Annotated in this window: 7 protein-coding genes; 4 read left to right on the forward strand and 3 right to left on the reverse strand. The window is 50.2% G+C overall.

Features of this window, described 5'->3' with window-relative positions:
- Positions 1-108: 108 nt before the first annotated feature.
- From nrdA to ACLD3P_RS18520, 3 genes are all read right to left on the reverse strand, one after another.
- Positions 109-2,394 carry a class 1a ribonucleoside-diphosphate reductase subunit alpha gene (gene nrdA / locus ACLD3P_RS18510; protein WP_001076492.1) on the reverse strand — a complete coding sequence of 762 codons (2,286 nt, stop codon included), beginning with the start codon at positions 2,392-2,394 and terminating at the stop codon, positions 109-111.
- Positions 2,395-2,749: 355 nt separating this feature from the next.
- Positions 2,750-3,478 carry a bifunctional 2-polyprenyl-6-hydroxyphenol methylase/3-demethylubiquinol 3-O-methyltransferase UbiG gene (gene ubiG / locus ACLD3P_RS18515; RefSeq protein ID WP_024798085.1) on the reverse strand — a complete coding sequence of 243 codons (729 nt, stop codon included), beginning with the start codon at positions 3,476-3,478 and terminating at the stop codon, positions 2,750-2,752.
- Positions 3,479-3,560: 82 nt separating this feature from the next.
- Positions 3,561-4,445, reverse strand: coding sequence for a GntR family transcriptional regulator (locus tag ACLD3P_RS18520; RefSeq protein WP_411006559.1), 885 nt, complete (start codon positions 4,443-4,445; stop codon positions 3,561-3,563).
- A 49-nt stretch (positions 4,446-4,494) separates the two neighbouring features.
- Here ACLD3P_RS18520 and ACLD3P_RS18525 point away from each other — a divergent pair, with 49 nt between their 5' ends.
- The 4 genes from ACLD3P_RS18525 to rcsC all read left to right on the forward strand — a co-directional run bounded on the left by ACLD3P_RS18525 (position 4,495) and on the right by rcsC (position 13,047).
- Positions 4,495-5,820, forward strand: a complete 1,326-nt coding sequence (locus tag ACLD3P_RS18525; RefSeq protein WP_000098078.1) for an MFS transporter — start codon at positions 4,495-4,497, stop codon at positions 5,818-5,820.
- A gap of 14 nt (positions 5,821-5,834) precedes the next feature.
- Positions 5,835-7,037, forward strand: a complete 1,203-nt coding sequence (locus tag ACLD3P_RS18530; RefSeq protein WP_000705581.1) for a mandelate racemase/muconate lactonizing enzyme family protein — start codon at positions 5,835-5,837, stop codon at positions 7,035-7,037.
- Between the two features lie 409 nt (positions 7,038-7,446).
- Positions 7,447-10,083 carry a DNA topoisomerase (ATP-hydrolyzing) subunit A gene (gyrA, locus tag ACLD3P_RS18535; protein WP_001281271.1) on the forward strand — a complete coding sequence of 879 codons (2,637 nt, stop codon included), beginning with the start codon at positions 7,447-7,449 and terminating at the stop codon, positions 10,081-10,083.
- Positions 10,084-10,200: 117 nt separating this feature from the next.
- On the forward strand, positions 10,201-13,047 hold the full coding sequence (rcsC, locus tag ACLD3P_RS18540) for a two-component system sensor histidine kinase RcsC (protein ID WP_131046814.1): 2,847 nt from the start codon (positions 10,201-10,203) through the stop codon (positions 13,045-13,047).
- Positions 13,048-13,106: the final 59 nt, after the last annotated feature.

The following is a 13,106-nucleotide window of genomic DNA, read 5'->3' on the forward strand; positions in this document are numbered from 1 at the left end:
GTGAATCCTTTATGGGATGAGCGCCGGATGGCGGCGCAAGCGCCTTATCCGGCCTACAAACCGTACAATCGTAGGCCGGGTAAGCATAGCGCTACCCGGCACTATTCATCAGATCTTACAAGCGCCGCTTTCGCAGCCATCGTCCTGAATAGAAGGCGCCAAATCGTCCTGCGCATCTTCCGCGCCGTCGCGGGTATTTTGATAGTACAGAGTTTTCACGCCAAACTTATACGCGGTGAGCAAATCTTTCAGCAGTTGCTGCATCGGCACTTTTCCTGACGGGAAACGTGACGGATCGTAGTTGGTATTGGCAGAAATCGACTGATCGATAAACTTCTGCATGATACCCACCAGTTGCAGATAACCGTCGTTGTTCGGCATCTCCCACAACAGTTCGTAAGCGTCTTTTAGATGCTCATAATCCGGCACGACCTGACGCAAAATACCGTCTTTCGAGGCCTTGATGCTGACGTAGCCGCGCGGCGGCTCAATGCCGTTAGTGGCGTTGGAGATCTGGGACGACGTTTCCGATGGCATTAGCGCCGATAGCGTGGAGTTACGCAGACCGTGGGTTTTGATCGACTCACGCAGCTGTTGCCAGTCGTAGTGCAGCGGTTCGTTGACGATCGCATCCAGATCTTTTTTGTAGGTGTCGATCGGCAAAATGCCTTTTGCATAGGTGGTTTCGTTGAACCATGGGCAGGCGCCTTGCTCTTTCGCCAGTTCGTTGGACGCTTTAAGCAGATAGTATTGAATGGCTTCGAAGGTTTTATGCGTCAGATTATTGGCGCTGCCGTCGGAATAACGTTTACCGTTTTTCGCCAGCCAGTAGGCGAAGTTAATCACGCCAATGCCCAGCGTACGACGGCCCATTGCGCCGCGTTTGGCAGCCGGAATCGGGTAATCCTGATAATCGAGCAGAGCATCCAAAGCGCGTACTGCCAGAATAGCCAGTTCTTCCAGCTCGTCCAGAGTTTTAATGGCGCCCAGGTTGAATGCAGACAACGTACACAACGCAATTTCGCCGTTTTCATCGTTGACATCGTGCAGCGGTTTGGTCGGCAGGGCAATCTCCAGACACAGGTTAGACTGGCGTACCGGGGCGACAACCGGATCGAACGGACTGTGAGTATTGCAGTGGTCAACGTTCTGGATATAGATACGACCGGTAGAGGCGCGTTCCTGCATCATCAGCGAGAACAGTTCGACCGCTTTCACACGCTGTTTGCGGATGCTGTCGTCGTTTTCATATTTCACGTACAGGCGTTCGAATTCGTCCTGGTCGGCGAAGAACGCATCGTATAGCCCGGGTACATCGGACGGACTGAACAGCGTAATGTCGCCGCCCTTCAGCAGGCGGGTATACATCAGTTTGTTGATCTGTACGCCGTAATCCATGTGACGTACGCGGTTGCCTTCCACGCCACGGTTGTTTTTCAGCACCAGCAGGCTTTCCACTTCCAGGTGCCACATCGGATAGAACAGTGTCGCCGCGCCGCCGCGCACGCCGCCCTGCGAGCAGGATTTCACCGCCGTCTGGAAGTGCTTGTAGAACGGGATGCAGCCGGTGTGGAAGGCCTCGCCGCCGCGAATCGGGCTGCCCAGCGCACGAATGCGTCCCGCGTTGATGCCGATACCGGCGCGCTGAGAAACGTATTTCACGATAGCGCTGGAGGTGGCGTTGATGGAATCCAGACTGTCGCCACACTCGATCAGTACGCAGGAGCTAAACTGACGGGTCGGGGTACGCACACCGGACATGATGGGCGTCGGCAGCGAGATTTTGAACGTAGAGACCGCATCGTAAAAACGTTTTACATAGTCAAGACGCGTTTCACGCGGGTAGTTCGAGAACAGGCAGGCCGCTACCAGAATGTAGAGGAACTGTGCGCTTTCATAGATTTCGCCGGTCACGCGGTTTTGCACCAGATATTTCCCTTCCAGCTGCTTAACGGCAGCGTAGGAGAAGGTCATATCGCGATCGTGAACGATAAACGAATCCATCTGCTTGAACTCTTCTTCCGTGTAGTCTTCCAGCAGATGATTGTCGTATTTGCCAAGCTCAACCATTTTTACCACATGGTGGTAAAGTGCGGGCGGCTCAAACTGGCCGAAGGCTTTCTTACGCAGGTGGAAAATCGCCAGACGCGCAGCCAGGTATTGATAATCCGGCGCATCGCGAGAGATCAGGTCTGCGGCGGCCTTAATGATAGTTTCATGGATATCGGAGGTCTTAATCCCATCATAAAACTGAATATGCGAGCGTAGCTCGACCTGAGAAACCGATACGTTATTCAGTCCTTCTGCCGCCCAATCAAGCACGCGATGAATTTTGTCGAGATTGATGCGCTCAGTACGGCCGTCACGCTTTGTCACCAGCAGACTCTGATTCATGTGGTTTTCTACCTGTTTACCTGTCCGTGAAAGAAAAATATCCCCCCGCTTATCCACAACGCCACGTTGTGACTAACTCTGTGGATAAATACTATATATAGGGGGTAATCGATAAGTGAAACGCTATATGGTGAGTATTCTAGTAGGGATTCTTTTGAGTACAAGAGTTGATTTTGGCGTTAAATTGCGGTTGCAAAAGCGTAAGAATCGCTAAATGCGCGTCTGATAAGGCCTGGAGAGGATGTCAACAATTCATAAAAAAAAATCAAAATTTGATCGAATGCTGATTTCTTCATCGAAGAGAAAGGTTGCGCCCGATGATCTAACGCAACCCTTATAGGAAAATTCTTTGATGTCAGGCTTTTTTAGCGCGGGTATGCAACATGTAGTTAACGTCTACTCCGGGAGCGAGTTTGAAAGTATTGGTTATCGGGTTGTAGTGCAGCCCGGTGATATGTTGCTCTTTCAGGACGGTTTCATCTACCCAGCTTAACAGTTCAGCAGGCTTAATGAATTTCTTCACGTCGTGCGTGCCTTTTGGCACCATGCGCAGAATATACTCAGCGCCGACGACCGCCATCAGCCAGGATTTCCCATTGCGGTTCAACGTTGAGAAGAACACCTCACCGCCGGGTTTAACCAGTTGGGCGCAGGCGTGGACGACCGATTGCGGATCGGGGACGTGCTCCAGCATTTCCATACAGGTGACGACGTCGTATTGCTGGGCGTGTTTTGCCGCATGTTCCTCAACCGTCTCCTGCACGTACTCTACCTCAATGCCGCTTTCCAGCGCATGCAGTTTGGCGACCTGCAAAGGCTCAAAGCCCATATCCAGCCCGGTGACGGTTGCGCCTTCGCGTGCCATACTTTCCGCCAGAATGCCGCCGCCGCATCCGACGTCGAGTACCTTTTTACCAAACAGGCCGCCTGAGCGCTCAGTAATGTAGCCAAGGCGTAGAGGGTTGATGCGATGCAATGGCTTGAATTCGCCCTCCAGATCCCACCAGCGCGACGCGACGGCTTCGAATTTGGCGATTTCATTATGGTCAACGTTGTGAGCTACCGACGGTTTTTCAGTGTTCATGAGTACATGAGATTCCGCTATTGATCTATCGGGGCAGTATAGCAGGTGCAAAGTCGCTGCGTTATATCTACTGCCGTCTTTATTACGCTTTCTGCGCAAGAAGTTTTCTTGCGCGTTCTGTAAAACCGCTACCGATGTGGTGCGTGATAAAATTACAGACGCCCTCGACGTTGTTGTTTTTTAACATATCCAAAATAGTGGCATGTCCACGGTTAGAGCTGGTGATATATTCAGCGGTAAAATCCAGTCTGTAGCGAATTGCCAATAAACGTGCTGAGATCAACAGGTGTGCTTGTGAAATGTATTTATTATCGGCATATTTCACAAAAACATAATGAAAATCATGATCCAGTTTGAGGTAAGCTTGCGTATCTCGCTCTGCATTAATTTTTGCTGACTTCGATAAAATATTGCTTAATTCGACTATGACATTGTTAGCATTTTTCTCCATCGCTTCACGAATTGCGCCCTGTTCAAGGATAACCCTCATTTTGATGAGATCATTGATATCCTCGTCGGTGACAGAAAAAACAAATGTCCCACTGCGGGGAATGATGTTGACCAGGTTTTCATTATAGCTCAGCCAAATAAAAGCTTCACGAATTGGTGTTTTACTTACCATCAGAATATTTGATAGTTCATTTTCACTGATCGCTTGCCCAAGATCGAAATCGCCATGGATAATCATCTCCCTTATTTTCTCTTTAATCACCTGGGTGATGGATTTGGGTATTTCAATTGATATGTGACTAAAGTCACGCTTTAATCTATTTTTCATTTTCTTCTCCTCCATGGTTAAACCCGGCTCCATTGTAATTAATTTATTCAAAATTAACGGATCTAATATATCAGATATAAGAAAATTTACATACTTTATTGTTGTTATTGTATATTTCATTAAGTTTGCTTGCTGATATATCAGATATGACACATTAGCTTTTGAATTGTATTGTTTTTTACGTAACATCGATTCCGGTCAATACCCTTATTCATTGAATCATAAAAGGTGATGCAAAATGAGTAGTCCACAAGAAAATTTATACGATGCAATTCGTATTGTAAAAAGGAAAATCATTCCTTTGGCCTTTATTCTTTACTTTTTTAACTATATGGATCGTGTCAATATTGGGTTTGCTGCATTACGCATGAATGAATCTCTCGGTATTACGCCTGAGGATTTCGCTAATATTTCTTCTATATTCTTCATATCATATTTAATCTTTCAAATTCCGAGTAGCATTGGCTTGCAAAAGCTTGGTGCAAGAAAATGGATTAGTTCCATTATTATCGGCTGGGGAGCGGTAACTGGGCTGATTTTTTTTGCTAAAGATACTCAACATATTTTGCTGGCTCGCATTTTTTTGGGGGTATTTGAAGCTGGCTTTTTCCCGGGCATGGTTTATTATCTTGCATGCTGGTTCCCGGCTCGTGAACGCGGAAAAGTCAATAGTTTCTTCATGTTATCTATTGCTGTTGCATCGGTATTGGCTGCACCGATGTCTGGTTGGATCATCGAGCATTTGAATACCCCGGATTATGAAGGCTGGCGCTGGCTTTTTGCTATTGAAGGTATCCCTACCGTATTCCTTGGCATCCTGACATTTTATTTACTGCCTGACAGTCCAGAAAAGGCTAAATGGCTTACGCCACAGCAGATATCGGCCTTAGTTAATAAATTACGCACTGACAATGAAACCGCAGCGGCATTAAATAAAAATACCAACTCATCCTTTCTTTCAGTAATCAAAAATCCAGTTTTGCTTCAGCTTTCTTTCGCCTACATGTTGATTCAGGCGGCTGCTCTGGCGGCAAACTACTGGTTACCGGGGTTGGTGAAGGGATTTTCAGCTGATTTTACGGATACTGACGTCGGTTTAATCATGAGTATTCCGTTTATTTTCGCTATGTTCAGCATGCCCTGGTGGGGCTGGCATTCCGATAAAAAGAATGAACGAAAATGGCATGCTGCATTACCCATGTTTCTGGCAGGCTGTGGTTTTCTGATGATTGCTCTTGTCCCCTCAATGTCGTTGAGAATGCTGGGGCTAACGTTCTATGGTGTTGGGATCCTCAGCTATTACGGACCTTACTGGGCGCTGCCTTCTGCATTATTGTCGCCGTCAGGGTTGGCTATCAGCATTGCGTTTATTAACTCATGTTCAAGTCTTGGCGGATTCCTGATTAATAAATCACTGGGATTCGTTTCTACTCATTATGGTGCGACAGGAATATTTATTGTAGAGGCAATACTTTGCTTCGCTGCGGTAGCCGTTCTGGCGTTAATGAAAATTGATGTGAAAAAAGAAAAAAGCCAACAAACAAATGTTGTATCACGAACCTGATAAATGGAGAAATTATGAAAATTACGTCTATTGAAGTTTTTGACTGTGAATTAAAAAAAAGAGATCAAACGATGTCATCTTATAATCCAGTACTTATCCGGGTGAATACCGACTCAGGATTAAGTGGTATTGGCGAAGTAGGACTGGCCTATGGCGCAGGCGCTAAAGCTGGCGTAGGGATCATCAGAGATCTGGCGCCATTGATTGTGGGTGAAGATCCACTAAATATCGAAAAAATTTGGGAGTTCTTTTTCAGAAAGACTTTTTGGGGGATGGGGGGCGGGAACGTTTTTTATGCCGGAATGAGCGCTATTGATATTGCTCTTTGGGATATCAAAGGTAAATATTTAGGTGTACCTGTTTATCAGCTCCTTGGTGGGAAAACTAATGAAAAATTAAGAACCTATGCTAGTCAGTTACAATTTGGTTGGGGGGATAAACGCCAGATATTAGTGACACCTGATGAATATGCTGAGGCGGCGCGTGCGGCTCTTGACGATGGATATGATGCGATTAAAGTGGATCCACTCGAAATCGATCGTAATGGCGATGACTGTGTTTTTCAGAATAAAAATCGTAACTATTCAGGATTGTTACTGGCCGATCAATTAAAAATGGGGGAAGCGCGAATTGCCGCTATGCGTGAAGCAATGGGGGATGATGCTGATATTATCGTGGAAATCCATTCTCTTCTCGGTACAAACTCAGCTATTCAATTTGCGAAGGCGATAGAAAAGTATCGTATCTTTCTTTATGAAGAACCGATTCATCCATTAAATTCTGATAATATGCAGAAAGTTTCCCGTTCAACAACGATTCCAATCGCCACTGGCGAGCGTTCCTACACAAGATGGGGATACAGGGAATTACTGGAGAAGCAGTCTATTGCCGTAGCGCAACCTGATTTGTGTCTCTGCGGCGGAATTACCGAAGGAAAGAAAATCTGTGACTATGCTAATATTTATGACACCACTGTACAGGTGCATGTTTGCGGCGGTCCTGTTTCCACGGTAGCCGCGCTGCATATGGAAACAGCAATTCCCAACTTTATTATTCATGAGCATCATACCAATGCGATGAAAGCATCTATTCGGGAACTTTGTACCCACGATTATCAGCCGGAAAATGGCTATTATGTCGCGCCGGAACAGCCCGGCTTGGGTCAGGAATTAAACGATGAGGTAGTGAAAGAATACCTGGCCTATGTGATTAAATAGCATCTGGTGATACTGATTATGGTTTATGCCTCCCGGCATATCCCCTAAATAATTCGAGTTGCAGGATAAAATGGTTAACCGTCTTGAACAGCGCTTGCGCTAACCCCGACGGGGCGAGGCCCAGGGATGGGCCGAGTAACTTGCCGCCAACGCACATGAAACTTGAAGTATGACGGGTATACACGGGAGGTATTGATTTTCTAACCTCTTGCTGGCCAGACCCCGATCTCCCCTGTGTCGCCTCTGAAGCCGATCGCCGATAAACGCCGAGACCACGCTTATAAATGAAGAGAGCATGCGGCACCCGAATAAAGCATTGTCTGGCTGCATTCCGTTTACCAGTACGTGGGCGAATGTGTTATAATTTGCGACCTTTGAATCCGGGATACAGTAGAGGGATAGCGGTTAGATGAGCGACCTTGCGAGAGAAATTACACCGGTCAACATTGAGGAAGAGCTGAAGAGCTCCTATCTGGATTATGCGATGTCGGTCATTGTTGGCCGTGCGCTGCCGGATGTCCGAGATGGCCTGAAGCCGGTACACCGTCGCGTACTTTACGCCATGAACGTATTGGGCAATGACTGGAACAAAGCCTATAAAAAATCTGCCCGTGTCGTTGGTGACGTAATCGGTAAATACCATCCCCACGGCGATTCCGCAGTGTATGACACCATCGTTCGTATGGCGCAGCCATTTTCGCTGCGTTACATGCTGGTGGATGGTCAGGGTAACTTCGGTTCTATTGACGGCGACTCCGCGGCGGCAATGCGTTATACGGAGATCCGTCTGGCGAAAATCGCCCACGAACTGATGGCCGATCTCGAAAAAGAGACGGTGGATTTCGTGGATAACTATGACGGTACGGAAAAAATTCCGGACGTCATGCCGACCAAAATTCCGAATCTGCTGGTGAACGGTTCTTCCGGTATCGCAGTAGGTATGGCGACGAATATCCCGCCGCACAACCTGACGGAAGTGATTAACGGCTGCCTGGCGTATATCGACAACGAAGACATCAGCATTGAAGGGCTGATGGAACATATTCCGGGTCCGGACTTCCCGACCGCCGCGATCATCAACGGTCGTCGTGGTATCGAAGAAGCCTACCGTACCGGTCGTGGAAAAGTGTACATTCGCGCCCGCGCGGAAGTTGAAGCTGACGCGAAAACGGGCCGTGAAACCATCATCGTGCATGAAATTCCCTATCAGGTGAACAAAGCGCGCCTGATCGAGAAAATCGCCGAGCTGGTGAAAGATAAACGCGTGGAAGGCATCAGCGCGCTGCGTGACGAATCCGACAAAGACGGGATGCGCATCGTGATTGAAGTGAAACGCGATGCGGTGGGCGAGGTGGTGCTTAATAATCTCTACTCCCAGACCCAGCTACAGGTTTCCTTCGGTATTAACATGGTGGCGCTGCATCACGGCCAGCCGAAGATCATGAACCTGAAAGACATCATTTCAGCGTTCGTGCGCCACCGCCGTGAAGTGGTGACGCGTCGTACTATTTTTGAACTGCGTAAAGCCCGTGACCGTGCGCATATCCTTGAAGCTCTGGCGATTGCGCTGGCCAACATCGACCCGATTATCGAACTGATTCGCCGCGCGCCGACGCCGGCGGAAGCGAAAGCGGCGCTGATTTCGCGTCCGTGGGATCTGGGCAACGTTGCTGCGATGCTGGAGCGCGCCGGTGATGACGCCGCGCGTCCGGAATGGCTGGAGCCAGAATTTGGCGTGCGTGACGGTCAGTACTACCTGACTGAACAGCAGGCGCAGGCGATTCTGGATCTGCGTTTGCAGAAACTGACCGGCCTGGAGCATGAAAAACTGCTCGACGAATACAAAGAGTTGCTGGAGCAGATTGCTGAACTGCTGCACATTCTGGGCAGCGCCGATCGCCTGATGGAAGTGATCCGCGAAGAGATGGAGTTAATTCGCGATCAGTTCGGCGATGAGCGTCGTACCGAAATCACCGCCAACAGCGCCGATATTAATATCGAAGATCTGATTAGCCAGGAAGATGTTGTCGTGACGCTGTCTCACCAGGGTTACGTCAAATATCAACCGCTGACGGATTACGAAGCGCAACGTCGTGGTGGGAAAGGTAAATCTGCCGCGCGTATTAAAGAAGAAGACTTTATCGACCGCCTGCTGGTGGCCAACACCCATGACACCATCCTCTGCTTCTCCAGCCGGGGCCGTCTGTACTGGATGAAGGTCTATCAGTTGCCGGAAGCCAGTCGTGGCGCGCGCGGTCGTCCGATCGTTAACCTGCTGCCGCTGGAAGCCAACGAACGTATCACCGCGATTCTGCCGGTTCGTGAGTACGAAGAAGGCGTCAACGTCTTTATGGCGACCGCCAGCGGTACCGTGAAGAAAACGGCGCTGACCGAATTCAGCCGTCCGCGTTCCGCCGGTATTATCGCGGTGAACCTCAACGACGGCGACGAGCTGATTGGCGTTGACCTGACTTCTGGTTCTGACGAAGTCATGCTGTTCTCGGCCGCGGGTAAAGTGGTGCGCTTCAAAGAAGACGCCGTCCGTGCGATGGGGCGTACCGCGACCGGTGTGCGCGGTATTAAGCTGGCGGGAGACGATAAAGTCGTCTCTCTGATCATCCCACGCGGCGAAGGCGCTATTCTGACCGTAACGCAAAACGGCTACGGGAAGCGTACCGCAGCGGACGAGTACCCGACCAAGTCTCGTGCGACGCAGGGCGTTATCTCTATCAAAGTGACCGAGCGCAACGGTTCCGTTGTCGGTGCGGTACAGGTAGACGATTGCGACCAGATCATGATGATCACGGATGCCGGTACTCTGGTGCGTACCCGTGTGTCCGAGATCAGCGTAGTGGGACGTAATACCCAGGGCGTTATCCTTATCCGCACGGCGGAAGATGAAAACGTGGTGGGTCTGCAACGCGTTGCTGAACCGGTAGATGACGAAGAACTCGACGCTATCGATGGCAGCGTGGCGGAAGGGGATGAGGATATCGCCCCGGAAGCGGAAAGCGATGACGACGTTGCGGATGACGCTGACGAGTAATGTTATTGCTGTGCGAGGGCCGGATATCCGGCCCTTTTTCTTTGCCGTTGCGGGCTACGTCATTTACCGCTACCTTAGTCACATTCTATTTACATCCTGAGGCGGAGCTTCGCCCCTTTGAAATACCTTGCTTCCTTTCGAACTACGCTGAAAGTCTCGCGCTACTTATTCAGAGCGTTAGCGTTACTCATTTGGCTCTTAATCGCCTTTGTTTCGGTGTTTTACATCGTCAATGCCCTGCACCAGCGGGAATCTGAAATTCGTCAGGAGTTCAACCTTAGCTCCGATCAGGCGCAGCGTTTTATCCAGCGCACGTCGGATGTGATGAAAGAGCTCAAATATATTGCCGAGAACCGTTTAACGGCGGAAAACGGCGTCATGTCGTCGCGTGCGCGTGATGACAAAATGGTGGTGCCGGACTTTGAACCGCTATTTGCCGACTCAGACTGTGCGGCGATGGGCTCCGCCTGGCGCGGATCGCTGGAGTCGCTGGCATGGTTTATGCGTTACTGGCGCGACAACTTTTCAGCGGCGTATGATCTTAACCGCGTTTTCCTGATTGGCAGCGATAACCTCTGTATGGCGAATTTCGGCCTGCGTGAAATGCCCGTGGAGCGCGATGATGCGTTAAAAGCGTTACATGAGCGGATTATGAAATACCGCAACGCGCCGCAAGAAGAAAGTGGGAATAACCTTTTCTGGATAAGCCAGGGCGCGCGTCAGGGCGTGGGCTACTTTTATGCGCTGACGCCGGTGTATCTGGCCAACCGTCTGCAGGCGCTGCTGGGCGTCGAGCAGCCCATCCGCATGGAAAATTTTTTCACGCCCGGCAGTTTGCCGATGGGCGTCACCATTATTGATGAGAACGGCCATTCGCTGATTTCGTTGACCGGTCCTGACGGCATTATTAAAGCGGAGCCGCGCTGGATGCAGGAGCGCTCCTGGTTTGGTTATACGCCAGGTTTTCGCGAACTGGTACTCAAAAAAAGCCTGCCGCCATCCTCGCTCAGTATTGTCTATTCTGTGCCTGTAGATTTAGTCCTGGAGCGTATTCGTATTCTTATCCTGAACGCTATCCTGCTGAACGTGCTGGTGGGCGCAGGGCTGTTTACGCTTGCGCGGATGTATGAGCGGCGAATTTTTATTCCGGCGGAGAGCGATGCCCAGCGTCTGGAAGAGCATGAACAGTTCAACCGTAAAATCGTCGCCTCCGCGCCGGTGGGGATCTGTATTCTGCGCACTATTGATGGCGTCAATATTCTGAGTAACGAACTGGCGCACACCTACCTGAACATGCTCACGCATGAAGACAGACAGCGCCTGACGCAAATCATTTGCGGCCAGCAGGTCAACTTTGTTGATGTATTGACCAGTAATAATACCAATTTGCAAATTAGCTTCGTCCATTCCCGCTATCGCAATGAAAACGTCGCGATTTGCGTGTTGGTAGATGTGAGTACGCGCGTCAAAATGGAAGAGTCGCTGCAGGAGATGGCGCAGGCGGCGGAACAGGCAAGCCAGTCTAAATCCATGTTCCTTGCGACGGTCAGCCATGAATTGCGCACACCGCTGTACGGTATCATTGGCAATCTCGATCTGCTGCAAACCAAAGAGCTGCCAAAAGGCGTGGATCGTCTGGTCACGGCGATGAATAACTCCTCCAGTCTGTTGCTGAAAATTATCAGCGACATTCTCGACTTCTCGAAAATTGAGTCGGAACAGCTAAAGATTGAGCCGCGCGAATTTTCACCGCGAGAGGTGATGAATCATATCACCGCCAATTATCTGCCGCTGGTGGTGCGTAAGCAGCTCGGCCTGTATTGTTTTATTGAGCCTGACGTGCCGGTATCGCTGAACGGCGACCCGATGCGTTTACAGCAGGTCATTTCAAACCTGTTGAGCAACGCCATTAAGTTTACCGATATTGGCTGCATCGTGCTGCATGTGCGCTGTGATGGGGATTATCTCAGCATTCGCGTGCGGGATACCGGCGTCGGTATTCCGGCAAAAGAGGTGGTTCGCCTGTTCGATCCCTTCTTCCAGGTGGGAACCGGCGTACAGCGTAACTTTCAGGGGACCGGTCTGGGGCTGGCGATTTGCGAAAAATTGATCAGCATGATGGACGGCGATATTTCCGTCGATTCGGAGCCGGGCATGGGAAGCCAGTTTACGCTGCGCATCCCGCTTTATGGCGCGCAATACCCTGTGAAAAAGGGCGTGGAAGGACTCGCCGGAACCTGCTGTTGGCTGGCAGTGCGCAATACTTCTTTGTGCCAGTTTATTGAGAGCAGTCTGGCGCGTAGCGGCGTTCATACGCAGCGTTATGAAGGGCAAGAACCCGCCGCGGACGATATTTTGATTGTCGATGACGCGCTGGAGCATACCTGGCAGGGGAGGGCGGCGGTCGTCTTTTGCCGCCGTCATATCGGGATTCCGTTGGAAAGAGCGCCGGGCGAATGGGTGCATAGTGTGGCGTCGGTGCATGAGTTGCCCGCACTGTTGGCGCGTATTTATAGTATTGAGCTGGATAGTGAAGCGCTTTCCAGCGCATTGCCGACGACGGATAAAACCGCAGATTCAAATGACGACATGATGATTCTGGTCGTTGACGATCATCCGATCAATCGCCGTTTGCTGGCCGATCAACTGGGATCGCTGGGGTATCAGTGTAAGACAGCCAATGATGGCGTGGACGCTCTGAATGTGCTGAGTAAAAATGCTATCGATATTGTTCTGAGCGATGTGAACATGCCGAATATGGACGGCTACCGCCTGACGCAGCGTATCCGTCAGCTTGGGCTGACGCTGCCGGTCGTCGGCGTGACGGCGAACGCGCTGGCGGAAGAGAAACAACGTTGCCTGGAGTCCGGTATGGACAGCTGTTTGTCGAAGCCTGTGACGCTGGATGTGTTGAAACAGACGCTGGCGGTGTATGCCGAGCGGGTACGTAAAACGCGGGCATAAAAAATGCCGGATGGCGGCGTCGCCTGATCCGGCCTGCAAAAGATGAGTCGACTGGTAGG

Origin of the sequence: Salmonella sp. 741265073_HBA (assembly GCF_046569105.1) — a bacterium.
Taxonomy (GTDB): Bacteria; Pseudomonadota; Gammaproteobacteria; order Enterobacterales; family Enterobacteriaceae; genus Salmonella; species Salmonella enterica.

Excerpts from the sequence above, each read along its gene's own strand:
- ACLD3P_RS18530 (WP_000705581.1), top strand. The coding sequence starts at position 5,835 with ATGAAAATTACGTCTATTGAAGTTTTTGACTGTGAATTAAAAAAAAGA.
- ubiG (WP_024798085.1), bottom strand. The coding sequence starts at position 3,478 with ATGAACACTGAAAAACCGTCGGTAGCTCACAACGTTGACCATAATGAA.
- gyrA (WP_001281271.1), top strand. The coding sequence starts at position 7,447 with ATGAGCGACCTTGCGAGAGAAATTACACCGGTCAACATTGAGGAAGAG.
- ACLD3P_RS18520 (WP_411006559.1), bottom strand. The coding sequence starts at position 4,445 with ATGTTACGTAAAAAACAATACAATTCAAAAGCTAATGTGTCATATCTG.
- ACLD3P_RS18525 (WP_000098078.1), top strand. The coding sequence starts at position 4,495 with ATGAGTAGTCCACAAGAAAATTTATACGATGCAATTCGTATTGTAAAA.
- nrdA (WP_001076492.1), bottom strand. The coding sequence starts at position 2,394 with ATGAATCAGAGTCTGCTGGTGACAAAGCGTGACGGCCGTACTGAGCGC.